Here is a 25,936-nt window from a genome sequence, read left to right on the forward strand (position 1 = left end):
ACAAACGCACATGGATGACGTCGGCGAATTCGACGCCGCGATGCACGCCGCCATGGACCCCCAGCGGGAGCCGGTCGGCGCGGACGTCGTCGAGCGATTCATCCAGGAGACCTCGTGGTGGCATCCACATACCTGCACCACCTGCGGGCACACGTTCCGTGTCGGCGACCGGGTCCGCTTCGAGCGTGCGACGGGCCGGGTCCGGCATCTCGACCCGGTCCTGGGCTGCTGGACCGGATCGGAGGGCCGTCCCACGCCGCCGTCGGCGACCGACGTCGATGACCTCAAGGCGTTCCTCGACGGGATCGACGACACCTGGCGGGTCGCGGGCAACATGCCGGTCATCGCCGCCGACGAGGACGCTGCCCTGCTCGAGCCGCCGCTGGGCGGCCTGGCCCGCCAGGTCTGCCTGCACTGCGCCCACTCGTTCCGGCCGGGCGAGCTCGTCGTCGTGTGCCCGTGCCACCCGCAGGCGCCCGAGTGCCACTACGCCGTGCACCGCGATCCCGGCCGCGGCCTGGTCTGCTGGGAGAAGTGGCGGCCCACCGGCGTGCTGGAGGTCTGCCCGGTCACGCAGCGGCGGCTGACGGCCCCGGCGCCGACGGGCTCCGCGTGAGCGGCGACGAGGACCGCCATGCCCGGCACGGCCTCATTCCGGGCTGGGACCAGGCCCGCCTGCGCCGATCGACCGCCGTGCTGGCCGGCGTCGGCGCGCTCGGCAACGAGGTCGCCAAGAATCTCGCGCTGCTCGGCGTCGGCCGGCTGGTGCTGTGCGACCGGGACGTCGTCGCCGCGTCGAACCTCAGCCGGACGGTGCTGTTCGAGCCGGGCGACGTGGGCTCGGCGAAGGCCGATGTCGCCGCCCGGAGGCTGCGGCGGCTCGCTCCGGACGTCGCGGTCGAGGCGCGCAACGCGGAGCTGACCGCCGGGGTCGGCGTCGGCGAGCTCGCCGACGCCGCCGTCGTGCTCGGGTGCCTCGACTCCCGCCATGCCCGGATGACGCTGCTCGCGCGATGCGCCGACGCCGGCGCACTCCTCGTGGACGGTGGCACGAACCCGTGGGGCGGCGAGGTCCGGCTGCGGCTCAGCCCCGAGGAGTCCTGTTACGGCTGCACGCTCACCGCCCAGGAACGCGCCGAGAACGATGACGCCGAACGGTGCGGCGCGAGTCCGTACGGCGCGTCCATCATCACGACGACGCTGGTGGCCGGCTGGATGACGGTCGCCGCGGTCCGGCTGATGCTCGGCCACGAAGTCGACTGGCGGTTCCTGGAGATCGCCACGCTCACCGGGCGGACCCAGCCCTTCGCCGCCCGCCGCGACCCTTCCTGCCCCTTCCACGGCACGCCCATCGTCGCCGATCGGGTCGCGGTCGGCAGCGCGGCGACGGTCGCCACGCTGCTCGCCGCGCTTCCCGCCGGCGCCGAGCCGCTCGCCCGGGGGATGTTTCCCGTTCCGGGCAGCTGCTACCACTGCGGCGGCGACTACACCATCGACGCACCCGCCGCCGATGTCATCGACTGTCCCCACTGCGGCCGGCCGGTCAGGCCGGACGTGACCCAGCGCATCCGGGTGGCGCCGCCGGACGCAACGCTGGCAGCCATCGGCGTCGCGCCGGCAGAGTTCATCTCGGTCCGGGAGCCCGATGGAGGGTACCGTTGGTTACGACTGGCCAGTTAGCAGGTCAAGGCTCCGAGCCGGAGCGTCCGCGGCCTGACATCCGCCTCGACCCCGAGGATCGCGCCGACCTGCTGGATCTCATCGCCGGTGCGTTCAGCGACCTGCCATCGTCACGGCGCCTGCTCACCGCCATCCAGTACCCTGCCGCGATGCTGCCCGGCTGGCCGGCCGAGGGGTCCGCCATCGATTGGTGGGAGGGCATCTTCGCGCGGCTGGATCCCGGGTTGGTGGAGCAGGGCTACCGTCGCCTGTTGTCGCGGGCCACCCGGCTCTATCAGGGCAATGAGGGGTTCTACCGGCTCTACCAGCGCTACATCAGCGAGGAGCCCCCCGAAACCGCGCGAACCTGCCACGTCTTCTTCTCGACACGCGATCCCCAGACCGCGCAGCAGGCCGCCGCCGAGCTCACCGCGCTCGGGCTGAATCCTCAGATGGAGCTGGCCACCGAGCACGTTGTCGCCTACACGGTCTCGTCCTCCGACGTGACGTACGTCCGGTCGCAGCTGGAGCGTTCGCAGCTGCCGTGGACCGTGGCCGGTCCGGAGGGCGCCCACTACCTGCTGCGCGATCTCGTCGTCCAGGGCCCCGACGGCAGTCGCTTCCGGCTGCAGGACACGCCGGCCGCCGTCTCGCTCACGACGCTCGCCAGCGAGGTGGTGGCGAGCGGGTACACGGGGAAGGACCCGGCGGTCGCGACGCGCGGCACGGTCATCAACAACGTCGGGGAAGACGGCGAGCAGCAGCGGCTCAACCCCGAGCAGACCCTCGCCGATGCCAATATCCAGGACGGCGCACGCCTGCAGATCGGCTTCGAGAGCCGGGCCGGCAGTTCCGGTCCGGACGACCGCGAGGCGGCACTGGGCCGGGTGCGTCGTCAGATCGTCGGATTCGGGCGCTCCCACGGCATCGAGGTGCGCGCCGACACCGACTTCCTGCCCACGCGCTACGACCTCGCCTTCAACCAGCGCAGCTTCGGGCCGCCGCCGGAACCGGGGGGAACGCCGACGACCGTCGAACGGCACCGGGTCCGCATCCTGCTCGTGCCCGGCTTTCCGGCGACGGCGCCGAAGGTCTTCTGGCTCACGCCGTACTACCACCCGAACGTGTTTCCGACGTACGACTGCGAACGCACCGCCGCACCGGGCGCGCCGCGCGGCCTGGTGTGTCTCGGCCAGCTCGCCGACTCGTGGTATCCGGCGAAGGACTTCGGCGAGATCTGCCGCGTCATCCTCGACATCGCCGCCTACCGCAACTACGACGTGTTCGGCCTCGACGCGGCGCCGGACGACACAACCGTGCCACGGGTCAACTTCTACGACCCGGACGCCGCGATGTGGGCCGTTTACCACCAGGAGGAGATCGAAGCCATGGGCGGCTCGCCGGTCATCCCGGTGCGGCGGGAACTGCCGACCGTGTTCCGCACGACGATGCAGCGAATCGGCTGAGGCCGGCAATGAGTCTCGGGATTGACCTGTACCGCACCGACGACTACGTGCGGGACAGCCGGATTGATCTGCTCTCGATCCTCGTGCCGGTCTTCGAGTCCGCGCTCGGCCAGCCGCTGCGCGACGTCACGTTCATCCTGAACTTCCACCCCATCACCGACCTGCACGAGCTGAGCGGCGAGCCGGCGCTCGTGAACCTGCGCTCCGGCCATGGCTATGTGACCGTGCAGATCGTCCGCAACGGCCGGCTCATCTACCGTCATCCGCACTCGGTCCGCGAGGTCATCGGCCGCCCGCTGCAGCGGCTGCTCGCCGCTCAGCACCCCGACGAGCGGCAGTGGGGCTTCGGCGTCTCCGGCCCGGGGCTCGAGGCGATCACCATGGAGCGGCCCGCACCGCGCCTGCACGGCGCGGTCGATGTCGACACGCGCCGGACCGGCCCGCGCGTGCTGCACATCGAGGAGCTGCCCGATCCCGAACCGCCGCTGGCCGATCTCGACCAGCTCGGCGTCGAGCCGGCCGTCAAGGCCGAGCCCGGGGCGGTCACCGCCGTGCTGGCCGCCCCGGTCGAGCCGCTGATGCTGCACGACATGCCGTTGTCGAACGAGGTCGAGGAGGGCGGGTTCCTCGTCGGCCGGCTCCTGCGCGACCGCGTCGGCGGCGGCCAGCTGGTGCAGGTCACCTCGGCCATTCCCGCCGAGCGCACCGGTGCCTCCCTGCTGCACTTCACCTTCACCGGCGAGAGCTTCCTGCGCATCAACGAGATGGTGGCGCGGACGGGTGGCGACGTGCGGCTGGTCGGCTGGTACCACACCCATCTCTTCCCGGCGACGAAGGGCATCGGCCTCTCGTCGATCGATGTCGACCTGCACGCCAGCACGTTTCGTCGTGCGTGGCACCTCGCCGCGCTCATCAACATCGACGAGACGGGCAAGCGCGTGCTGCGCGCCTACACCTGGAACGGCAAGGCGATGCAGCCCGCCGTCTACCACCCGGGGGCGTCGTGGACGCCCTGACGACCGCTCGCCGGGTGCTGCGATGGTCGGCCGAGCCCGACGGGCCGCCGCCGACCGGCACGCTCACCGGTCTGGCCGCGCTCGGCGCACCGGATCCCGTGACCGTGCACACGCTGCGCTGGGCGACCGGCGCCGCGTCCGCGCGCATCGGCGCGGGCGAGCCACCCCTGGGCGACGCCGGTGGGGCGAGCCCGGCGGCGCTGATGCTGGCCGCCGCCATCGGGGGCCGAGCACAGCCCGAGCTCAGCGGGCGGCTGCTGGACGCGGTACCACCGGTCCGGCTCACCCGCCGCGATGCCGGCTGGGCCGAGTGCGTGGCCCGGCACGCCGTCGCCGGGCCGGCGATGAGCGCCGAGCCGCCCGCGGGCGGTGCCGCGCCCGAGCTCGTGGAGAAGCTGCTCACCGCATCGCCGCTGACGATGGTGCTGCACCGTCCCGCCGCGCCGGACGGGGTCGCCGCGGGCCGCAACGCGTTGAACCGGTTACTGACCCGTCCGGGCGGCGCCGCCGTGCTCGTCCGCGCCTGCGCGGCCCCCAGCGCCGACGCGCTCGTGCTGCGCTGGCGGGCCCAGGTGCTGGATCAGCTGCGCCAGGAGCGGCCGGCCGTGCTGCTCGACGTGTACGTCGGGGCGTTCCTCTGGCACCGATCCGGGTGGGACGCCGCCGTCGAGGCGGCCCGCCGGGACCTGACGGGCCGGCCGAGCCCGCACACGGTCGCGGTGCTGCTCTATTGGCTGCCGATGCTGCGTGCCGATGACGACGAGCAGCGCCGCCACGGGCTCGGGCTCCGCATCGAGGAGCGGATCGCCAGCGGCTCGGGTGATCCGGCGGCGCCGGGCACCACGATCGCCGGTCGAATCCTGCTCGACCGGACGTGGTACCGGCCGGTGCTCGACCTCGTCCGCCGGCACCGAGCCAGCTTGACGATCCCAGGAGGTGGCTGATGGCCGCACGGACCACCGTGACCGTGGTGCCGATGGGCGACGCGGACGCGTTCAACGACCGGCTCGCCGAGGCCGAGCACGACGGCCGCACCACGCTCGCCGAGCTGCTGCGCGAGCAGCCGGCCCTGGGCCTGCAGCCGCTGCAGCCGCTGCTCGACACGCCGGTGGTGCACCTCAGCGTCCAGGTCGGCCGGGCCGCACCCGACCAGGCGGTGTACCTGCCGCCGGGCGTCCTGCCGGCCGCGAGCGCCCCGGCGGGGGCAGCCGCCGAGCCGGCCGCGACCGAGGAGGCCCTGACATCACCCGCGGCCGGGGAGCCGCCGCGCCCGGAGCACCGGCACCCGGAGGTCATCGACGATGCCACCGCGGTCCGGATCGCCTACGACGAAGAGATCCAGAACGCCGTGCAGTTCCTGCAGGCCGACCTCTCGGTGCTGGTTCGCTGCGAGAAGCTGCTGGTCGAGCACCTCGCGCTGGAGGTGGCCGGGCGCTGCGGGCGGCAGGTGTACACCGTGCCCGCGGAGGCGGCCACCGCTCGCCGTCCGGCCGACGCGACCGGCGGCCGCCGTCAGCAGATCCTGATCGAGCTGCAGGCGGCGGTGCGGGACTGCGGCAAGCGCGACATGATCCTCGTCGCGCACCTCGACCTGCTGGCCGGCGGCAGCGACGCGACGCTCGGCGCCGAGGCGCGGGAGCTCATCGATGTGCTGTACGAACGCAGCAAGGTCGTGCTGCTCGCCTTCGTCGACCCGTCGCTGGTGATCCCGGAGGTGCTGGCGAACCGTTTCGCGGTGCGCATCGACGTCGAGATCCTGCCCAAGGACGTCATGTCCGAGACGGGCAAGCCGATGCCGACCGGCATGGCGCTGGTGACCCGGGCGGAGGCCGAGCGGTTCGACCGGTTCGACGCGATCCAGTTGCACAAGCACATCGCCGGGCTCAGCGCCGTCCGGCTCCGGCACGCGATGATCTACGCCGGCCGCGCCCATCCGAGCGGCGGCGACTTCCAGGATCTGCTCAACGTCCTGCGGCGGTTCAAGGCCAGCACGACGGCCAGCTCGTTCGAGGTACCGAACGTCTCACTCGACGACATCGGCGGCTACCGGGAGGTCCGGGAGGAGCTGGTGGCCGCGATCACGCTGCTGAACGAGCCCGACAAGATCCCCAAGAAGTACCGCTCCGAGCTGGTGCCGAAGGGGTTCATCTTCTTCGGCCCGCCCGGCACCGGCAAGACGCTGTTCGCCAAGGCGGTGGCCACCAAGATGAACGCCACGATCCTCGTGGTCTCCGGGCCCGAGGTGACCGACATGTACGTCGGCGAGAGCGAACGCAAGATTCGCGAGATCTTCGCCGAGGCTCGTCGCAACGCCCCCTCCGTCATCGTCTTCGACGAGATCGACTCGATCGCGGGGCGCCGCTCCGGCGGCCAGGACGGCGGATCCCGGGCCGGCAACGCGATCGTGGCGCAGCTGCTGACCGAGATGGACGGGTTCCGGCCCGACGTACCGGTGCTGATCATCGGCACCACGAACCGCCTCGACATCATCGACGACGCACTCCTGCGCCCCAGCCGCTTCCGGCCCATCGCCATCGGCATGCCCAATCCGGAGGCCCGGCGCGAGATCGCCACGAAGCACGCCGACCATTTCGAGATCGACGTCTCGCCGATGCTGCTCGACCGGATCGGCGATGTCACCCACGGCATGAACGGCGACCAGATCCGCTCGATCTTCCGCGACGCCCGGGCCCATCAGCTGCTCAACGACCCGCACGGCGTGGTCCGGCCGGCCGATCTCGGGACCGTTGTCGGGCGGCTGCGCCGGGGCGAGCACACCAAGGACCAGAGCACCGCCGCGCCGCCGCCGGTTCGTCCGGGCCCCGCTGCCGGGAGCACCGGTGACGACGTGACGGTGGTGCTCTACGTGCCGCCGGCCGAGGCGGCCGCTGAGCCAGAACTGGAGACCAGCGCGTGACGACCGAGCTCGATCCTGAGGTACGCAAGCTCGTCCTCGCGTTCAACATGCAGCTGCGGCGCATCAAGGACCACTTCGTGGAGCGTGACGCCGCGGTGGACATCGTTGCGCTCGCCGCCCTGTGCCGCGAGCACGTGCTGCTGATCGGCCCTCCGGGCACCGCGAAGACCGGCGTGCTGGAGCGGTTCAGCGCCATGCTGCGGGCGAAGTACTTCCGGTACCTGCTGACGAAGTTCACCGAGCCCGACGAGCTCTTCGGCACCATCCACGTGCCGAGCTTCCACAAGGGCGACCTCGTGCTGAACACCGAGGGCATGCTGCCCAAGGCCCACATCGCGTTCCTGGACGAGGTGTTCAACGGCAGCAGCGCGATTCTCAACACGCTGCTGACGCTGATCAACGAGCGGCACTTCCAGAACGGGCCGCTGCAGGAGGACGCGCCACTCATCTCGCTGTTCGGCGCGGCCAACGACATCCCGGACGATCCGATGCTGCGCGCCTTCTGCGATCGGTTCCTGTTCCGGTACACCGTGCGGCCGGTCTCCGAGGAGGCGATCGGCACGGTGCTGGACCTGGGCTGGGCCCACGAGCAGGCCGCGTTGGAGGGTCCGGCCGAGCTGCCCGACCGCCCCGACTTCCCGCTCGCCAGTCTCGAGCGGCTGCAGCACGCCGTCGCCGCCGTCGATCTTCAGCCGGTACGGTATCAGCTCATCTCGATTCTGCGGGCCTTCCGCGCCGGCGAGGTCGTGTTCTCCGACCGGCGGGCCGTGAAGGCGCAGAAGGCGATCGCGGCCACTGCCCTGCTGCACGCACGCAAGCGGGCCGAGCCCGAGGACCTCTCCGTGCTCGCGCACCTGTGGGCGCTGCCCGGCGACGAGCAGACGATCAGCCAGATCCTGCGCGACCACGATGTGCGCGAGCCCGAACGGGCGGGCTCGGTCACGGACCTCGCGGAGCTGCAGGCCCTCCTGACCAAGACCGAGAACGAGATCGAGGGCGTCGAGTCGCTGGAGGAGCTGCGGGAGCTGCAGCGTCGCCTCAGCCGCTGGCTCGCCGACGTGCGCGACTTCCATCCCGACCGTGCCGACCTGCTCGAAACCATCGGGCGCCTGCAGGCCGCGGCGCTTCAGCAACGTCAGCAGCGTTTCCAGGACTGACCGGAGGTCATGCCAATGTGCAACCCCAGACGTGTCGAGGTCACGGCCAGCCGGCAGCTGGACGAGGCGTGGGAGCACGAGATGCGCCGGCTGGCGTCGGTGTCCGCGACCGCGGTGGGCGAGGCCACCGTGCGGGAGGCGCTCGACGACAGTATCGGCGCCCCGACCCTCGCCGCCCTCATCGAGGTGCTCGACCGCACCGAGGGCTGGGAGCGCGACGGCAACGTGTTCCGGTTCGCGCTCGACGACGGCTACCTCGCCTACCACATCGCCGAACAGGAGCTGGAGATCACGGTCCGGCTCTCCGACGAGGTGCGCGCCGAGGCGGAGGCGGTGGCCACGGCCCGTGGCCGGCTCGACGGCACGCTCACGGCCACCGGCACCGGCACGTACTACGACGATCTGTGGGGCGGCATCACCGAGGACGACGCCGCGCGCGCCGCCGAGCACAACGCCCAGCAGCAGCTCGACGGCGGACGGCGCGAGCGGCTCGAGGCCGAGGCCGCCGCGGCCGAGGCGGCCAACGATCCGCAGCTGACCGCGGAGGCCCGCCGCCGGGCCGAGGAACTGCTGCGGCAGCGGATCGCCGAGCGGACCGAGGCCCTGCGGGCACAGGCCATGGAGCAGCTCGCGGCCGCGGGCATCCACGCTCGCACCATCTTCTACCGCGCGCTCGGCGAGGCGATTCGCGAGGCGCTCTTCGCCTACGCGCGCGCGAACAACGCCGAGGGGCTGACGTTCAGCGAGCGCGACGGCGTCGTCGACATCCAGTTCACGATGCGTGTCTGAGACCACCGAGGAGACCGACCATGCAACTGAGGGTGCAGTTCCGGTATCGCGTGGAGACCGGCGAGGTGGAGGTTTTCCAGGTCGAGGACGTGCCCGACGGGCCGCGCACCGCCGACCACGACGCGCGCCACGAGCGCGCGGCGCGCAGGCTGGCCGAGGTCGTCGACCCCCATGGGCGGGTCGTCGAGGAGCTCGCGGACGTCGAGCCCGAACCCGAGCGCACCATCGCCGCCCCGGTCGAGGAGACGCCGGCGGCGGCACGGCAGGCTCCGCTGCGGGAGGGCGGCGCCCGGTGAGCCTCTGGGAACAGGCCGCCCAGTGCTACCGGGATGCCGGCGCGCACGCCGAAGCCGCCCGCTGCTACGGGCGCGCCGGACTTTTCCGGCAGGCCGCCGACCTGTACCTGGAGATCGGCGATCCGGCCAGCGCGGTGCCCATGTTCGAGCGCGCCACCGAGCAGCACCAGGCCGGCTGGCTGCTCGTGCACGTCCTGGACCGCCCGGCGGACGCCCGCGCCTGCCTCGCCCGCCACACTCCGCCACCCGCACCGGCGCCACCGGCGGTCTGGTCGGCCCCGATCCTGCTGCGGCAGCTGGTCGAGGCCCGGTGCGACATCGCCGAGCGAGCCCGCGACACCGCCGCCCTCGCCACGCTGCTGAACGTTCAGGAGGCACTGGCCGGGCCGGACCCGGTCAGCGACGTGCGCGTCACGGAGTGGGCGACGAGCGTCGCCAAGGGCATGGGCCGGATGGATCAGGCCGCGCTCGTGCACGCGGCGGCCGTCCGCGGTCGGCGTCCCGGCGCCCGGCAGCGGTTCATCAGCTGGGCCGCCGCGGAGTTCGGTACCCCGATCGTGCTGCCGCCCGATCCCGAGCCGGCCGTCGCCGGGCGGGCCGCGTGACCGGGCGGCGGCGGCGCGGAAACCCGCCCGAGAACCCGCCACCCGCCCGGCGTGATCGGCGCCCGGCGCTCGACATCGAGCGCATCCCCGAGCCGGCCCGGCAGGCCGCCGAGCGCCCCTCGCCCGACGCGCCCAAGCCGCCGCCCGGGCGCCGACCGGCGCCGGTCCCGGCGCCCCGGCGGTCGGAGATCTATGCCCGCTTCGGCACGGCCACCGCCGCGCTCGGCTGCGCCGGCCGTCTCGTCGGCGCACATCGCGACGGCGACGTGCGCGCCTACACCCGTCCCGACGAGTGGTGGCTGCACGCGAGCGTCGAGCTCGATCTGGCCCGCTCGGTGGTCCCCGCCACGGGCGGCACGCTGTTCGTCCTCGTCGAGGGCCGCTTCGTCCGGGACCGCGGCTTCGGCCAGCATCCATCGGCCGGGCCGGCTGACGCGGTCGAGCCGTCGACCCTGGTGGAGTGCCCGCTGCTCGACCTGGTCCGCGCGGCCGGCCTTCACCCGGTCCGATCCCATCCGGCCCAGTCGTCGACGCTCATCCTGCCCGGCACCGTGACCGCCGACGCCGTGCGCCGTGCCCTCGACGCCGGGCTGAACGTCCGGCACCAGCCGGTCCGGCTGCGACCGCTCTGGGGCGAAGCGAGCGCGGCGAGCCCGGCGAACGTCCGGCTCGACCTGACCGCCGCGCAGGGTGCGATCGCGTCGACCCTCCTGCAGGCGTTCGCCCGCCTGCCGGTGACCCTCGTGGCCCGCGCCTGCGGCCGCGAGGGCAACCTGCTCCTGCAGCACGGCCGGGCCACGCCGATGCCGGACCAGCACCTGGCCGCCCTGGCCGGCGAGGACAGGCTCTGGGTGCTCGCCGACGCCGCGTTCGGGTGCTGGTGGCTGGAGCCGCTCGCCCCGGCGGAGGACGCCACGGGGCTGGTGATGACCGCGCCCGGCTTTCAGCTGCGCGACCAGACGGCACCCCCCGCTCGGCTCGACGAGGCCCCGACGTCCCCGACCGTGCGGGTGATCGCCGATCCGGCCGCCAACCGCCGCTGCGACGCCCTGCTCCTCGACGATGCCGAACTCGGCGAGCTGCGCCTGCTCCTGGAGGGCCACCCGCTGGCCGAGCTCGCCCTGATCGTCCCGGGCGCCGACGCCCACCTGATGCTCGCCCCGGGCGGCCTGCTGGAGACCTTCGCCGTCGGCCGCCCGTTGACCTGTATCGGCCCCGGCCTGCTCTACATCGGCCGCGGCCGCCGCCTCGACCCGGACCTGCCGCCCACGGCGCGCCGCCGCCTGTTCGCACCCGATCCGGGCCACGCGGTGGTCCTGCTCGGCGACCGCGGCCTGCGGTTCCGCCTCGACGAGCAGCGTCCGGTGTGGACCCTCTGGGCCTCGGCGGGGCCACCGATCGTGGAGCAGCTGCCCAACGCCACGGTCGCCGCCCTGCGCGACCTGGACCCCCAGCCGCAGGCGCCGCGCCCGCAGACTCCGTTCCGCCGTCTCCTGGACCGCATGGCGACCCCGATACCGGTGGAGGAGCTCCTGCAGCAGGCGCTCGCGGCCGAAGCCGCCGGTGACCTGCCCACGGCGGCGGAACTCCATCGCCGCCGCGGCGACGCCTACCGCGCCGGCGAGCTCTACGAACGCGCGGCCGAACGGGAACGATGACGCTCGAAGGAGACAGCATGGATGAGCCGGCCCTGGACCTGCGCCCGGTCACGATGGAACTCGAGAAGATCGAGGTTCGCGCGCCCGGCGACGAGGGCCCCGCCGCGGCGGACCTCGGCGGGCGGGTGAGCGTCGGCGGCCCGATCGCGGTGCCCATCGCGCCGGACTCGCTCGAGGGCGAGCTGCGCACGTTCGCCCTCGCGGAGGCGAGCCGGTACACGTACCACATGGCGCGCCTGGCGCTCTCCCTCACCACCGGTGCCGACGACCCGCCATTCACGCAGGCGGTGCTGACGCTCCTGCTGTCGTCGGCGGGCACCCCGGGCGATCCGCCGGTCGCGTGGTCGATGGCACCGGAGCGGGTCGTGGACGCCCAGAAGGCCACCGACACCTTCAAGTTCGCGCCCGAGCTCAAGATGGAGCCGATCTCGGTGTCGCTGGGCAGTGCCGTGCGCCAGCGCACGGTCACCACCAGCGATCCCCACATCAGGGCACACAACCTGCTCACGTCCGATCCGGCCTGGCACCTCTACGCGACGACGCACAACCCGCTCGCCGGCGTGTTCGCGTTCCGGTTGGTGCTGCGATGCCCGGTGGGGGTGACGCCGCAGGCTTTGGTCTCGGTGAGCGCGACCGTGCGCGAGCGGAGGCTGCTGTGGTACCGCAGCCGCGAATTGCCCCCGACCGTGTTCGCCACGACCGTATGAGCGCAGCGCCGGATCCGGGCGACGCGGTGCGGGCCTGGGCGGAGGCTCACGCCGCGACCGTTTCCACCCGGCCACGGGTGGCCCGGGCCGCGCGTTCGGTCGCCGACCTCGCCCCGCGGCTGCTGCACACGTTCCGGGCGGCCCGGGGCGAAGAAGACTCGGACTCGGATTTCGGTGTGCGCGGGCTGGCCGTCCTCCGGTCCGCGGACGCGGGCGTTGCCATCGTCACCGGATGCCGCGACGGCACGGTTCGCATGTGGGATCCGCTGACCGGATACCAGCAGTACGACTTCTCGCTGGACGATCATGGGGTCGACGCCGTGGAGGCGATCACGACCGCGGACGGGCGATCGGTGGTGGCCCTCGGCGATCGGCAGGGACGCGTTCGGCTTCACGATCCCGCTACCGGGGCGCCGCTGCGGACCATCGGAGCGCATGAGGACGAGGTGGCCGACGCGCGGTTCGCGGTCGCCGCGGACGGCGCGCTCCTGCTGGCTACGGTCTCTGAGGACGGCGACGCCAAGCTCTGGGACGTGGCCACCGCCACCATCGTCCGCTCCTTGCAGGCTGGTTCGGCCGACCTGTCCCGAGTCGACGTGAACGTAGCGGCCGATGGAACGATCCTGCTCGCCGTGGGCTCCTCGATGCAGGCCCAGGTCTGGGACGCCTCGGCCGATCAACCACGATGTGCGGTTGAGGTCGACGCCTCGGGGATCGTCCGATTCGTCATGACCGATGACGGAGTGCTCAGGCTGGTGACCGGCGGGCGCGATCCGGATCTTCTGATATTCAACCCTCAGACCGGGGAACGGCTGCAACGGTTCGTCTCGGGCGGATTCGTGACCGGAGCCGACTTCCCCCACAATCGGCGGAATCCGTCGTTCCTGGCCGCCGTCGGCGACAACGGCCGGATCGACCTCATCGATCCGATCACCGCCGAGCCCATCCGCCACGTCGACGGGCCGACGGAGGCCTACTGGTCGGCCCGCCTCGCGGAACTCGACGACGGCCGGCTGCTGCTCGTCGCCGGGCGCATCGACGGCTCCGTCGACGTCTGGTCGCTGCTGGAACCGGCGGAGCAGGATGCCGTCGCGGACCGCCGACTCGAAGTCCTCAGGCAGTTCAGCATTCCCGGTCACGTCGACGGCGAGACGCAAACGGTATTCCTGCACGGGCGAGACGACGCGCTGCTCCTGGCCACGGGTACCCCCGACGCCGTTCGCATCTGGGACCTCGACCACGAAGCGCGATTGCTGCACACGCTCACACCAAGTGGCTGGTTTCTGGGCGTCTCGGCCACGCCCCTGCCGGACGGTTCCGACGCGGTGATCGTGAGCGCGAACGCAAATGCGGTGTATGTCCGGAATCCGGTAACCGGTGAGCACGTACACAGGGTCGGTCCCGAAGAAACCTACGTTACCGGGTATTCCGCATCCTTCGTCACCGAAACGGATGGTGCGGGCTCGCTCTATGTCACCACTTCCTCCGGCGTGTCACGCTGGAGGATCGCCGAAATCGGGGCGAACCGCGAGCTTGATCCGCACATAGGGTTTTCCGGCAACGGCACCGTCTTCTCGATTGCGGTGGGCCGCCTGAGCGACGGGTCCTCCGTGCTGGCCGTCGGCGGTCAGCATGCCGTCGTGCTCTACGAGCTGCCGACGGGTGAGGAACTGCAGCGATTCGAGGCGAGGAACGTCAGCTCCGTCGCGTTGTGCGAGTTGCGCGACGGCACATCATTGCTCGGCGTGTTCGAAGCGGAAGGCATCAGCGTCTGGAACGTCGAACGCGGGACCCGGGTGCGTATCGCGTTCGAAGGGCAGCCGAAGGGAGCGCTGCGCCTTGCGGCACTTCCGGACGGCGGGGCGCTGCTGCTGACAGGACCGCTGGAGGAAACGCTCCTGTACGACGCGATCACCGGCGACCGGCTGTATTCCCTCGGGGCAGCCTCATGGCAGCGGTACAACTCGATGGAACCGTTCGGGCTCTCCGTCCGGCACGACGGCACGATCTGGGCATCGCATCCGCGCGGCGAGGACGTGGTCGTGACCGTGCTGGCCGGTCCTGCCGCCGGGTCGACGCCGGAGCATGAGCGCGGGCGGCGCCGAGGCCGCGATCGCGAAGTCGTGGCCCAGCGGTTCGCGCTGCTGGCCGGCGCCGGGCTCGACGCGGCGTTCGGGCTGGTCGAGGATCTCGCGCACCTCATCGGCGCGGGCGAGGGTTCCGGTGCGCTCGAAGGGCTCGTCGGACACCCCGGGTTCCGGCGGTTGCGTGCGCTCGACTGGCCCCTGGCCGCGCGGGTGGGGCTCGCCGCGGTGCTGCTGGAGGAGGCGCCGCCGAGCGTGCGCCCCGCGCCGCCGGGCGCGGACCTGTCGCGGCTCCGGAGCGAACTGCTCGCCGCGCTGGAGCGCCCGCCGGCCGGCGCACGCCCCGCACCCCCGCCGATCGCGGCCCTGATAGCCGGCGCGCAGGCCGTGACCGACCGGACGCTCACGCTCCTCACCCTGCTCGGGCCGGAGGCCGTCGCCGCGGATCCGATGATGCCGCTGCGCCTGCGCCGTCAGGCGGACAACCTGCCGGAGATCGGGTCCGTTGCCCCGACGGCGATCACCGACCTTCCGCGTCGGGTGGAGGCCGAACTGGATGCGCACGCGGTCTCCGCGCGAGCCGGCTCCGCCACCGTCGGCCTGCGGCGGCACGGCCCGCAACGCGACCTGCTGCGCAGCCAACTGGCCCTGCCGCCCCGGCTGTACGCCTGGCTCCAGGCGCGCGGCGGCCTGTTGTACCGCCTCCACGAAGGCGAACCGCAGATCCTCGTCGAACCGCTCGTGATCGTCCTGGACACCACCCCGCCGACGTTCGGCCCGGTCGAGGCCACGCTGCGGCTGCTGGCATTCGGCCTGGCCGGCGCGGTGCTGCGGGCGCGGCAGGAGGTTGCGATGGTCACGCTGGACCGCCCGGCACGGCTCGCACCGCTACGCGGCGCCGAGGATCTCGTGGGCCTGTGGACGACGCGGTGCTACGACCCGCCGGATCTCCGCGAGGCGCTCGCCACCGCCGCGAGCGCGGGCCTGGCCGCGACGGTGGTGCTCACCACGCATCACGTGGCGCGTCACCATCGCCTGGCCCCCAGCCGGAGCCTTCGCGTCGCGACGACGCACGCGCCGGGCGAACGACCGCGGCCGGCGATGTCCGGCCCGTATGGCGTGCATCTGGCGCCTCGGGCGGCGGTGCCGGACGTGGCGCGAGCAATTGCCGAGTTGCTGATCGCCGGGACCGGAGACGGAGAACGCTGATGGATACGCACGATGGCGTCGAACCGAGCCCGCTGGCGAGGTGGGCGGCCAGCCATGCGGCGACCGTCCGCCGGTCATCTCTGTCGGCGGCTCACACGACCGCGCCGGTCCTGAGCGCCGATGACCTGAATCCGGTCTTGCTGCACACCCTCGACGCAAACCTGCGGGACAGTTTCGAGCCGCAAGGCGGCCGTGATGGTCGCCCCGGCGTTCGCGCACTCGCGATGGTAGGTCTTCCCGGCGGGGGATCGCTGCTCGCCACCGGCTCTCATCGCGGCGCAGTGCGTCTCTGGGATCCGGAATCGGGATCGTGTCAAATGTTTTTTGAGGGCCATTCCGATGGCGTGTACGACGTGGCATTACACGCCGCCGAAGATGGTTCAGTGCTACTCGCGACCGCGTCGTTCGACGAATCGGTGCGGCTATGGGACGCGCTGTCCGGCGAATTGCTTCAGACCTTTCCGTCGCGTGCTCAGGCCAGCTCGGTGCGCTTTGTCTCGATGGCCGACGGCAGCCTTTCTCTGGTTGCCGGTTGTGTTGGCGAGGTCAGGGTCTTCGATTTGCGGTCGAATGAACTCCGCCTTGTTTTCGACCAGCATCACGGCGATGTGAAGGGGATCGATTATATGATCTCAGAGCGTGGCGCTCGGCTCGTGGTCACCGGAGATCAAGAAGGTCGGGTGCGGGTGTGGGATTGTGAAACGGGTCAGGTCAGGCATAGCCTGGAGGCTCCGATCGGTGAAATATTCCGACTGAGGCTCGAGCAAGGATCAGATGGCCTGTCCGCGATCCTGGTTGCCGGCACGGATGGCTTCTCCAGCGTATTGCGGCTTGAGGGGGATGCCGTCATGGCGCCCACTGTTTGGGTGGGCTCTATCGTTGAGGCTGCGACAATCGTGCCAAACTGCCCGAGAGTCGCCGTCGTTACTGGTGAAGACGGAGAAATAGGTGTTTGGGACTTTCACGATCGCGTGAAGATTCGCACTCTGGTGCCGGCATCGGAAACGATCTGGAGCAGCGAGATCGGTCAGGCTCGTGACGGTCGCCTACTGCTGGCGGCGGGGGATGTATCCGGCGCCGTGCGGATATGGGAACTGACCGGGCCGCGGCCGAAGCAAACTCCTTCGCGTAGCGGTCCTAGGCGGGTTGCTGTCGGAGCCGACCCGGTTAGCCTGCGTTCTGGGCGCGACTCGAGGGCGATGGAATTCATGGAGCGCCCGGGTTCTTCGCCGTTGCTTATGACCGGCGGCGATGTGGTCCGCGTTTGGGACGCATTGACCCATGACTGTCTGCACGAGATCGACATACCGGGCGGCGTTTCATGGTATCTGTCCACCCTGGTGCGGTCGGACGGGTCGGCGCTCCTTGCGGTATCGAAGAGCGGGGAGGCGGTGCAGCTTTGGGATCCGATTTCCGGAACATTCTTGCGATATATTGCCGAGCCGAGCTTCGTGGCTCGATTGGCACGCGATCCGGATGGCACCGAAGTTCTTCTATCGGGCGGACCGGGTGAGGATGGAGTTGAATCGCGAGACGCGAACTCCGATGCGTTGATCCGGCGATTCGAGGGCATGACCAATATTACGTTCTCGATCGCGGTAGCGGTTCTCAGGGATGGCCGCATGGTTATTGCAGCGGCGGGAGCTGAGTCGACAATCTTTGTTTGGAATTATGCCGACGGTAGCCTGATGCACCGGCTCGTCGGTCATTCGCAGGGAATCTACAGTATTGCGTTCGTGGCGCCCGGAGGTGATTCTGATGTGCTAGTCAGTGGCGGCCTGGACGGAGCCGTAAAAGCTTGGGACCTGAATTCCGGAGCATGTTACATGTCAATAGAAGCTGGCGACGTAATTCGCTCCATTCGCCCGCTCCGGCTCGCCGATGGAGGAATAGTCGTCGCTGCTTCACTGCAGGGACTGGGGCACCGTGACATGGCTGCAAACCATCAGGTCGGTCCGGTCATTCTGTGGGACATTGATACCGGCGAGCGCTTGGCCGAACTCGCTCCGTCGGTCCTTCACAGTACCTACTCGACCGAGTATCTCGCCTTTGCCGAAATTGGGAACGGCAGATACCTGTTCGGGTATTCCGGCGTCGACGCGGCGATGCTCACCACGGTTGACATCGAGGTCGGGGATGAGCCGTTCGCGGGGGAGCGGCGGCAGGCTGCGCCCCATGTAATCCGGGCCGCCGTCGACGGGGTGCCCGCGCTCGCCTCCGCGGGTATCGCGGCCCCGCTCTCGGTCGTTGCCGATCTCGTGCAGCTGACCGGCGGCCACGGCGTGGGCGAGCGGCTCGCGATGCTGGCCGAGCACCGTGGCGTGGCCCGGCTCCGGGCACTGGGGTGGCCATCCGCCGCTCGCGTCGGCTTTGCCGCCCTCCTCGCCGAACAGGCCGAGTTCGACCCGGCCTTCGCCGCGCCCGAGGCGACCGTGCCGCAGCTGCGTCAAGCACTGGACGGTGCGCTGCGGGCGGCGCCGGCCACGCACCGGTCGGTCACCGTGCCCGTCGGTGCGCTCGTGGCGGCCGCGGAGGAGGTGAGCGAGCAGACGGTGACGCTGCTCGCGCTGCTCGGGCCGGAGGCGGTCCAGGCCGACCCGACGCTGCCGGTGCGCACCCGGCATCTCGCGGCGGCGTTGCCCGTGCTCGATCCGCGGGCGCACGCCGCCATCACCGACATTCCGCGGCAGGTCAGCGCTCAGCTCGACGCCCGGGCCGCGTCCGCCCGGTCCAGTGCGGGGACCGTCGGGCTGCGGCGCCGCGGAGAGCCGCGCAACCTGCTGCGCACCCAGCTGGCGCTGCCGCCGGAGCTGTTCCGGCTCGAACAGGCGCGCGGAAGTCTGCTGTACCGGCTGCACGAGGGCGAGCCGCGGCTGGTGCTGGAGCGGACGGTGCTCGTCCTCGACAACACTCCGCCCGCGTTCGGTCCGATGGAGATCGCCCTGCGGCTCGTCGCGCACGGCATCGCGCAGCTGTTGCTCAAGGAGGGGCAGGAAGCGGCCGTCGTCACGCTCGACCGGCCGGGGCAGGTCACGCCGCTGCGGAGGACCGCGGATCTCATGGCGCTGTGGACGACCCGGACGCTCGAGCCGCCCGACCTGGCCACGGCGATGCACACGGCGAGCGGGGCCGGGATGGCCGTGACCGTGGTACTGACCATGCGGCACGCCGCGGAGGACCACGGGCTCACGGGGCGGCCCGGGCTGCGCGTCGTGACGACCCATGCGCCCGGCGAGAGCGCCGGGCGGGACGCCGCTTCGTCCTACCTCGTGCGGGTGCCGCCGCGCCCGACGGCCGCCGACGTCGGACGGGCCGTCGTCGCGGTCCTGACCGGCGGCGAGGGCCGGTAGCCAGAGCCGGTAGCCAGAGCCGGTAGGCAGAGTTGGTAGGCAGGGCCGGTAGGCTCAGCCGCAGAGCATCTGCTGGATGTTGCGGAGCCCGGCGGCGGCCAGCAGCGCCTCGACGTGCTCCGGGCGCATGGCGTCACCGAGCACCTCGACACCGTTGCCGGTGACCGTGATGCGGAGCCTGACCAGTGCGCCGTCCGGGTGGTCCGCGTACTCGTCGGGCGAGATCAGGTCGGGCAGGCTCTCAACGTACCGATGCTCGGTCATCGTTCCCCCAGACTCCGGCGACACGGGTTCGGCACGCCGGGCAGCGGCCGGCGTGCAGCAGAGGTGGTTCCGCGGACCAGATGTCGCGGCGTGCGACCACCGCGGCGCAGCCCGGGCAGCGGGTCTCCCGGCCGGCCGGGCCGAGCGCCCGCTCCACGTAGACGTAGTGCAGGCCCGCGGCGCGCCCGATGGCCGCGGCGTCCTCCAGGGCCGTCGGGGAGGTCGGATTGCGGTCGGTCATGCGGTACGCCGGGCTGAACCGCAGCAGGTGCCACGGCATCGCCGGGTCGATGGCGGCGACCGCGGCGGCGATGGCGGCGACCTGGTCCGGGCGGTCGTTGAAGCCGGGAATGAGCGGCGTGGACACCTCGACCCAGGCGCCGGCGGCCCGGAAGCCCGCGATCGCGGCGAGCACCGGGGCGACCTCCCCGCCGGTGAGGCGGCGGTGGTCGTCGTCGTGCACCGCCTTGAGGTCGATGTTCAGGGCGGCGACCGCGGGGGCGGCCAGCGCCAGCGCCTCCGGGGTCAGGTAGCCGTTGCTCTTCCAGACCACGGGCGTGCCGGTGGCGGCCAGCGCCAGCGTCAGCTCGATGGCCAGCGAGGGCTCGGTGTAGGACAGCGCGATGCCCGCCGCACCGGTCTCGGCCACCTTGCGGGCGGCCGCGGCCGGGTCGACGGGCGTGGCGTCCCAGTCCTGGCCGCCGGGGCGCCCGTACTGCGAGATGCGGAAGTTGATGCAGTAGTCGCAGCGGAACGAGCAGCCCGGCGCGGCCAGGGTCAGCACGCGGCGGCCCGGATGCCAGTGGTACAGCGGCTTACGCTCGACCGCGTCGAGGTGCTCGACGGAGCTGGCGAAGGTGAGCGTCTCCAGCCCCGCCTCGGCGCCGCGGCGAACCTGGCAGTAGCCGACCTGGCCGGGCCCGAGCCGGCATCGGTGCGGACACAGGTCGCACCGCTGCCGTCCCGCTTCGGCCGTGGACAGCACGGCCGGGGTCCACTCGCTCATCACCGGTCATGCTAGGGCGAACGCCGAGATCAGCTCCAGCGTCGAGCGTCCGAACAAGCCGAAAGTACGGGAGGTTCCGGCCCTCACGCCCGGGTGGCGCGCACCCGTGGATAGCCGGTCGGGCCGAAGGAGACGTTGTCGCTCGGGTCGATGACGAGCTCGTCCCCGTGGAGTTCGCAGGTGTACGTCCGGATGAACGGTCCGTCCACATAGGCTACCCGCAGCGTGAAGGCGTCGCCGTTCCAGGCTCCCGTCGCGGCCGTGGCGCCGTTGGGCACCCAGGCGTCGTGGGCATAGGGGTGCTCGTGGGTGCCGAAGGCGTCCTCGATGACGACCCGGCCCGGGGCGAGCGTCACCGCGCGGATCGTCGGCGTGTGCTCGTGGCTGGGCCGCCAGTCGCCCGAGCGGTGCCGGCGCGGCTCGGCGACCACGAACCGTCCCTCCACAGTCGACGGTCCACCGGGGACGGTCGGCAGCGCGAGGGGCCCGATGTCGCACGGCTCGAGGTCGTCGAGCAGGTGCTCCCACGCGAGGTCGAGCACGCGCTGCATGTCCGTCGTGCCGCCGGTCATCGCCAGCACCGCGTCGCGCTCGGGGATGACGACGCAGAACTGGCCGAACGCGCCGTCGCCGCGGAACGCGTCGTGGCGGCAGCGCCAGAACTGGAAGCCGTAACCCTGGTTCCAGTCGGGCAGGTCGCCGCCGTCGTCGTTGTCGGCCTGGGCCCGGGTCGCCTGCTCGGCCCAGCCGGGCGGGAGGATGCCGTCGGGATCGTGCAGGTACAGCTGCCCGAATCGCGCGACCTCGTGGGTCCGTGCGGACAGGCCCCACCCGGCGACGTCGCGGCCCTGGGGGCACCGCTCCCACGTGACGGGCCCGAAGCCGAGCGGGTCGAGCAGGCGCGGGCGCAGGTAGTCGACCAGCCGCTGCCCCGTGAGCCGCTGCACGATCGCGCCCAGGGCGTAGGTGGCGGCAGTGTTGTAGAGCCAGTGGGTGCCCGGCTCCCGCTCGACCGGCGCGGCGAGGAACGTTTCGAGCCAGTCCTCGCCGGACGGCTGCGGCTCGACCACGTGCCCGGTCGTCATCGTGAGCAGGTGCCGCACGAGCATTCGCGGGTCGCCGCGGCCGTCGCAGTACTTCGCCACCGGCTCGTCGATGTCGAGGAGCCCCTCGGCGACCGCGTACCCGGCCGCGGTGCTCGTGAAGCTCTTGCTGAGCGAGAACAGGCGGTGGGGCGTGTCCAGGGTGTACGGATGCCAGGCGCCCTCGGCCACCACCTCGCCGCCGCGGCGGAACACCAGGCTGTGCAGCGCGTCGACGTCGCGCTCGACCGCGGCGATGAAGGACCGCACACTCATGCCGGAAGCCTAGCCGTCCAAACTGGACGCGGCCGGAGCCGCGTTCAGCGGGGGTTGTCGTAGCTGACAGTCGCGGGGCGTTGACATCGAGTGCGCATCCCGGCACGCTTTGATGCTGACGAATGCGTAGAGCCGTCGTGCGGGGCGCTGCGCCCATTCGTGCGCCGCGTCTCGACTCGTTGCTGGCCGTCTTCTCTCGATGAATCGGAGATCCGATGCGCGTCGCGCTCCTCACCACGACTCAGCACGGGCACCTGAATCCGTACATTCCGGTGGTCAATGCGCTGCGAGCCGCCGGCAGTGAGGTCGCGCTGCTGCTGTTGTCCGCGGACGGTGGCTCGCTCGACGAGCAGCGCCGCCGGGCCCTGGGCGCGACGGAGGTCCACGCGATCGGGCAGGTCGAGATGGCGCCCTGGAGCGGCGACCCGGCGAAGATCGGCCCGATGCTCCAGTCGTCGCCGGTGGCGGGCCAGACGGCCGACGCCATCCGTGCGACGGCGCCGGACTTCGTGCTCGTCGACTCGCTGCCGGTCACGGCGTCGGCGATGGCCGGGGTGCAGGCCTCCGGCGTGCCGTACGGGATGATCTGGGCCAACCTGGGCGGAGTGTGCCCGAGCGAGCACCGACGGGGCCGCTGGGCATACGACGAGCAGGTCGGCGACTACCTGACCAGGCACGGGGTGCTGTGGTCGACTCGGACCCATTCGGCGCGTTCGCCGATCCTCAACATGATGCCGACGATTCCCGCCCTCGTCGGAGACGACGGGGTCACCGACGACGGTGTGCAGCTGGTCGGGTTGCCGGGTGCGGCGGGGACCCGCGGCGACGAGGTCGCCTTCGCGGGCCTGGACCGGATCGACCCCGACCGGCCGGTGGTGTACGTCTCCTTCGGCACGATCTTCTATCGGCGGCCGGACCTGCTGCGCACGGTGATCACCGGAGCGGCGGCGACCGGCGCGCAGGTGATCGCCGCGGTGGGAGATCTCGCCGAGGAGCTCGCGCTGCCCGGCGAAGTGCTCACCGCCCCCTACCTGCCGCAGCGTGAGGTGCTCGAGCGGGCCGACGTGTTCGTCACCCACGGCGGGTACAACTCCGTGGCGGAGTCGATCCGGGCGGCGACACCGATGCTGGTGATCCCGCTGGCGGTGGACCAGCCCGTCCAGGCGTACTTCGTGAGCAGCGCGGGCTTCGGCACGGCGTTGGAGCCGGCCGGCGTCACCGAGCAGGCGGTCGCCGACGCCGTCGCCGATCTGCTCGATCCCGCCCGGGACTACCGGGCCCGGCTGCGGGCCGCGCAGCCGGAGTGCGGCGACTCCGCCGTGCGCACGGCCGAGCTGGTCATCGGCACGGTCGAGACGCTCCAGCGAAAGGGAAGCAGTGACGATCGAGCTGCAACGGCCGGTTGACGACCCGATCGTGGTCGATGATCTCGAGCGCCTCTCGTTCCGGGTGGATCGCCGCGCCTACACCGACGACGACCTTGCCGCACGGGAGATGACCAGGATCTTCGATCGCTGCTGGTTGTACGTCGGGCACGAGTCGGAGGTGCCCGCGCCGGGTTCCTACGTGGCCCGCGACGTCGGCGGGCGCCCGGTGGTCATGGCGCGCGGGTCCGACGGGGCGATCCGGGTGTTCGCCAACAGCTGCCCGCACCGCGGGGCGCTGATCTGCTCGCAGCCGGCCGGGCAGGCCAGGTCGTTCCGGTGCCCGTATCACGACTGGACGTTCTCCAACCAGGGCGACCTGGTCGGGGTCCCGATCCCGGACGGGTACGGGCCGGGCTTCCGCAAGGCGGACTTCGGCCTGGCGCGGCACCGCAGTGACAGCTACCGCGGGTTCGTGTTCGCCACCTTCGATCCCGAGCAGCCGCGCACCCTGACCGAGTACCTGGCGGGTGCGACGGAGTACCTCGATCTGATCGACGACCAGTCGGAGGCCGGGATGGAGGTGATCCAGGGCGCGCAACTGCACGGGGCCCAGGCCAACTGGAAGCTCATGATGGAGAACAGCGTCGACATCTACCACTTCCGGGCCCTGCACAAGCGTTACGTCGGCTACATGGAGTCGCTGGGGTCGGTGCCACCACGACGACGAGGCGGCTTCGGCCGCGCCCTCGGACTGGGCCATGGAGCCAACGAGCTGCCGCCGGCCGCGGCCCGCCCGCTCGCCTACTGGACGCCGATGTTCGGCACCGAGGTCCGGCCGCGGATCGAGGCGACGGCCGCACGGTTCGTCGACCGGTTCGGCCCCGAGCGCGCCGAGCGGATCACCGGCACCAACCGCGCGTTGCTGATCTTCCCCAACCTGATGATCATCGACGCGATCGCGATCACCATCCGCAAGATCGACCCGGTGGACGCCGGCCGGATGGCCATCACCTCGGTCGCCCTGGCCCCCAAGGACGAGGATCCGGACATCCGGGAACTGCGCAAGAGCCACTACCTGACGTTCCTCGGCCCCGCCGGCTTCGCCACCCCCGACGACATCGAGATCATCGAGTCGTGCCAGCGGGGCTACCGCAACCGCACGGTCCGCTACTCGGACCTGTCGCGCGGGATGAACAAGGCGGTCCCGGAGACGACCGACGAGCTGCCCGCCCGCGAGTTCTGGCGGCAGTGGGACCGGCTGATGCACGGCGACGACGGTCACCTCGAGGTCGCACGATGACCATCGAGCTGACGGTCGACGAGGCGGCCCGGGTCCGGTTGTGGCACCGGGTGAGCCAGTTCCTGTTCCGTGAGGCGCGGCTGCTGGACGAGTGGCGGCTGCGGGAGTGGTACGACGAGATGCTGACCGACGACATCCGCTACTGGGTGCCGGCCACCGACGTGCGCGGCGAGACGGCCGATGCGCTCGGGCTCATCGACGACGACGCCGCCCGGCTCCGCCAGCGGATCGAGCAGCTCCTCAACGGCGAGGTGTGGTGCGAGAACCCTCGGTCGCGGACGAATCGGATGATCAGCAACGTGGAGATCCTGACCGATCGGGGCACGCACCTCGACGTGGCGGCGAACTTCATCGTGTACCGGTTCGGGCACGGGCGCTCCGACGCCTACGTCGGGAAGTGCCGGCTCGAGCTCGTCGTCGACGGCGAGTCGTTCCGGGTTCGGCGACGGGTCGTGGTGCTCGACCACGAAACGTTGTACGAGCACGGAAAGCTCAGCATCATCCTGTGACCGCGCAGTGACGACGGCCGTCCCCGGCAGCGTTGCACCCGTTGCCGCCCCCCAGCCGGGTCTTCCTCGTGAGGTCTACGTCCTCAGCGTCGTCGGTGGCTGCGTGATGCTGGGCCTGGGCCTGGTGCTCCCGGTGCTCCCGGTGTACGCGGCGACGTTCGGGGCCGGGCCCACGCAGATCGGCGCGCTGGTCGCTCTGTTCGCGTTGATGCGCCTGGTCACCAGCCCGTTCTGCGGCCGGCTGGCAACGCGTTTCGGGGAGCGGCGTGTCCTGGTCGCCGGCCTGCTGCTCTGTGCCGTCTCCTCGGCCCTGACGGCGTTCGCCGGGTCCTACTGGCAGCTGCTCGTGTTCCGCAGCCTCGGCGGCGTCGGCTCGGTGCTGTTCTCCGTGTCTGCGCTGGCGACCCTCCTGGCGATCGCGCCGGCCGGCCAGCGGGGCCGGGCCAGCGCCGTGTTCGAAGTGGGTTTCCTGCTCGGCGGGGTCTGTGGACCGGCACTGGGCGGGCTCCTCGCGCTCATCGCCCTGTCCGCGCCGTTCGTGGTGTACACCGTGCTGTTGCTGGCCGCCGCGGTGCTGACCCTGGCGGTGCTGCGCACCGGCCGGGCCGCCGGCGCGGAGCCCGGCCGTGACGTGGCCCGGCTCCCGGTCCTGCTGCGGGATCGGCGCTACCTGGTCGCCTGCCTCGCGGCGCTGGCGCAGGGATGGGTCCTGTTCGGGCTGCGCAGCGCGCTGGTCCCCATCGTGGTCGTGGCGTGGCGGCACGATGTGACGTGGGTCGGGTGGGCGTTCACGATATCCGCCGTCGTGCAGGCGCTGCTGATCATGCCGGCCGGCCGGGTGGTCGATCGGGCCGGTCGCCGGCCCGCCATGGTCGCCGGGACCGGTGTGGCCGCGGCGGCGATCACCGCCTTGGCGCTCGTGGACAGCTACGCCTGGCTCGTCGCCCTGCTCAGTGTGTACGCGGCGGGATCGGCGCTGCTCAACGCCGCACCGGCCGCGCTGGTCGGCGACGTCGTCGCCGGCCGGGCCGGCAGTGGCGTCGCCGTCTTCTCGATGTGTACCGATGTCGGCGCCGTCGCCGGACCGGTCGTCGTCGGGCTCATCGCCGAGCGGATGAGTGTTCCGGCCGCCTTCGGCAGCGGCGCCGCGCTGCTGGCCGTCGCCTTCGTGGCGTCGTGGACGTTGACAACTGTTCGGCCAACGCGAAGGAGCTGATCG

21 protein-coding genes are annotated in these 25,936 nt (G+C 71.6%); 18 read left to right on the forward strand and 3 right to left on the reverse strand.

Going from position 1 to position 25,936, the window contains the following annotated elements; genetic code table 11:
- Nucleotides 1–10: 10 nt before the first annotated feature.
- Genes AC6JBM_RS09205 through AC6JBM_RS09270 form a run of 14 tightly spaced genes read left to right on the forward strand, consistent with a single transcriptional unit; the run spans nt 11 to nt 18,913 of the window.
- Complete coding sequence (locus tag AC6JBM_RS09205; protein WP_497983168.1) at nt 11–616, forward strand: hypothetical protein; 606 nt, start codon at nt 11–13, stop codon at nt 614–616.
- Nucleotides 613–1,680, forward strand: a complete 1,068-nt coding sequence (locus AC6JBM_RS09210; protein ID WP_497983169.1) for a ThiF family adenylyltransferase — start codon at nt 613–615, stop codon at nt 1,678–1,680. Before AC6JBM_RS09205 ends, AC6JBM_RS09210 begins: the two co-directional genes overlap by 4 nt.
- Nucleotides 1,659–3,125, forward strand: a complete 1,467-nt coding sequence (locus AC6JBM_RS09215; RefSeq protein WP_497983170.1) for an effector-associated domain EAD1-containing protein — start codon at nt 1,659–1,661, stop codon at nt 3,123–3,125. The genes AC6JBM_RS09210 and AC6JBM_RS09215 overlap by 22 nt, the downstream gene beginning before the upstream one ends.
- An 8-nt stretch (nt 3,126–3,133) precedes the next feature.
- On the forward strand, nt 3,134–4,141 hold the full coding sequence (locus tag AC6JBM_RS09220; protein WP_497983171.1) for a JAB N-terminal domain-containing protein: 1,008 nt from the start codon (nt 3,134–3,136) through the stop codon (nt 4,139–4,141).
- Nucleotides 4,129–5,085, forward strand: coding sequence for a hypothetical protein (locus tag AC6JBM_RS09225; RefSeq protein ID WP_350624061.1), 957 nt, complete (start codon nt 4,129–4,131; stop codon nt 5,083–5,085). The genes AC6JBM_RS09220 and AC6JBM_RS09225 overlap by 13 nt, the downstream gene beginning before the upstream one ends.
- Nucleotides 5,085–7,058, forward strand: a complete 1,974-nt coding sequence (locus AC6JBM_RS09230; RefSeq protein ID WP_497983172.1) for an ATP-binding protein — start codon at nt 5,085–5,087, stop codon at nt 7,056–7,058. Before AC6JBM_RS09225 ends, AC6JBM_RS09230 begins: the two co-directional genes overlap by 1 nt.
- On the forward strand, nt 7,055–8,215 hold the full coding sequence (locus tag AC6JBM_RS09235; protein WP_497983173.1) for an AAA family ATPase: 1,161 nt from the start codon (nt 7,055–7,057) through the stop codon (nt 8,213–8,215). The genes AC6JBM_RS09230 and AC6JBM_RS09235 overlap by 4 nt, the downstream gene beginning before the upstream one ends.
- A 15-nt stretch (nt 8,216–8,230) precedes the next feature.
- The gene (locus tag AC6JBM_RS09240; RefSeq protein WP_497983174.1) at nt 8,231–9,004 is read left to right on the forward strand and encodes a molecular chaperone DnaJ; all 774 of its coding nucleotides are present in this window, start codon (nt 8,231–8,233) and stop codon (nt 9,002–9,004) included.
- Between the two features lie 20 nt (nt 9,005–9,024).
- The gene (locus AC6JBM_RS09245) at nt 9,025–9,300 is read left to right on the forward strand and encodes a hypothetical protein (RefSeq protein ID WP_497983175.1); all 276 of its coding nucleotides are present in this window, start codon (nt 9,025–9,027) and stop codon (nt 9,298–9,300) included.
- Entirely contained in the window at nt 9,297–9,905 is a 609-nt protein-coding gene (locus tag AC6JBM_RS09250) for a hypothetical protein (RefSeq protein ID WP_497983176.1), read from the forward strand. Before AC6JBM_RS09245 ends, AC6JBM_RS09250 begins: the two co-directional genes overlap by 4 nt.
- Nucleotides 9,902–11,563, forward strand: a complete 1,662-nt coding sequence (locus AC6JBM_RS09255) for a DUF8588 domain-containing protein (protein ID WP_497983177.1) — start codon at nt 9,902–9,904, stop codon at nt 11,561–11,563. The genes AC6JBM_RS09250 and AC6JBM_RS09255 overlap by 4 nt, the downstream gene beginning before the upstream one ends.
- A gap of 17 nt (nt 11,564–11,580) precedes the next feature.
- A complete protein-coding gene (locus tag AC6JBM_RS09260) occupies nt 11,581–12,270 on the forward strand; it encodes a hypothetical protein (protein WP_497983178.1) in 690 nt (229 codons plus the stop codon).
- The gene (locus AC6JBM_RS09265; RefSeq protein ID WP_497983179.1) at nt 12,267–15,563 is read left to right on the forward strand and encodes a WD40 repeat domain-containing protein; all 3,297 of its coding nucleotides are present in this window, start codon (nt 12,267–12,269) and stop codon (nt 15,561–15,563) included. The genes AC6JBM_RS09260 and AC6JBM_RS09265 overlap by 4 nt, the downstream gene beginning before the upstream one ends.
- On the forward strand, nt 15,563–18,913 hold the full coding sequence (locus AC6JBM_RS09270) for a hypothetical protein (protein ID WP_497983180.1): 3,351 nt from the start codon (nt 15,563–15,565) through the stop codon (nt 18,911–18,913). Before AC6JBM_RS09265 ends, AC6JBM_RS09270 begins: the two co-directional genes overlap by 1 nt.
- A 54-nt stretch (nt 18,914–18,967) precedes the next feature.
- On the opposite strand, the gene AC6JBM_RS09275 is transcribed toward AC6JBM_RS09270, so the two are convergent.
- The 3 genes from AC6JBM_RS09275 to AC6JBM_RS09285 form a co-directional block, all read right to left on the reverse strand.
- Nucleotides 18,968–19,177 (reverse strand): radical SAM-modified peptide, FtsH ternary system-associated, encoded by a 210-nt coding sequence (locus AC6JBM_RS09275; protein ID WP_350624081.1) that lies wholly within the window; start codon nt 19,175–19,177, stop codon nt 18,968–18,970.
- A complete protein-coding gene (locus AC6JBM_RS09280; protein WP_497983181.1) occupies nt 19,155–20,183 on the reverse strand; it encodes a radical SAM protein in 1,029 nt (342 codons plus the stop codon). Before AC6JBM_RS09280 ends, AC6JBM_RS09275 begins: the two co-directional genes overlap by 23 nt.
- Before the next feature lie 83 nt (nt 20,184–20,266).
- Nucleotides 20,267–21,541 (reverse strand): serine hydrolase domain-containing protein, encoded by a 1,275-nt coding sequence (locus AC6JBM_RS09285; protein ID WP_497983182.1) that lies wholly within the window; start codon nt 21,539–21,541, stop codon nt 20,267–20,269.
- Nucleotides 21,542–21,756: 215 nt separating this feature from the next.
- Here AC6JBM_RS09285 and AC6JBM_RS09290 point away from each other — a divergent pair, with 215 nt between their 5' ends.
- Genes AC6JBM_RS09290 through AC6JBM_RS09305 form a run of 4 tightly spaced genes read left to right on the forward strand, consistent with a single transcriptional unit; the run spans nt 21,757 to nt 25,933 of the window.
- On the forward strand, nt 21,757–22,947 hold the full coding sequence (locus AC6JBM_RS09290; RefSeq protein ID WP_497983183.1) for a glycosyltransferase: 1,191 nt from the start codon (nt 21,757–21,759) through the stop codon (nt 22,945–22,947).
- The gene (locus AC6JBM_RS09295) at nt 22,919–24,208 is read left to right on the forward strand and encodes an aromatic ring-hydroxylating oxygenase subunit alpha (RefSeq protein WP_497983184.1); all 1,290 of its coding nucleotides are present in this window, start codon (nt 22,919–22,921) and stop codon (nt 24,206–24,208) included. Before AC6JBM_RS09290 ends, AC6JBM_RS09295 begins: the two co-directional genes overlap by 29 nt.
- The gene (locus AC6JBM_RS09300; RefSeq protein ID WP_350624091.1) at nt 24,205–24,717 is read left to right on the forward strand and encodes an aromatic-ring-hydroxylating dioxygenase subunit beta; all 513 of its coding nucleotides are present in this window, start codon (nt 24,205–24,207) and stop codon (nt 24,715–24,717) included. Before AC6JBM_RS09295 ends, AC6JBM_RS09300 begins: the two co-directional genes overlap by 4 nt.
- A gap of 7 nt (nt 24,718–24,724) precedes the next feature.
- Nucleotides 24,725–25,933 (forward strand): MFS transporter, encoded by a 1,209-nt coding sequence (locus tag AC6JBM_RS09305; protein ID WP_497983185.1) that lies wholly within the window; start codon nt 24,725–24,727, stop codon nt 25,931–25,933.
- The last annotated feature ends 3 nt before the right edge of the window (nt 25,934–25,936 follow it).

It is taken from the genome of Dactylosporangium thailandense, assembly GCF_059739745.1.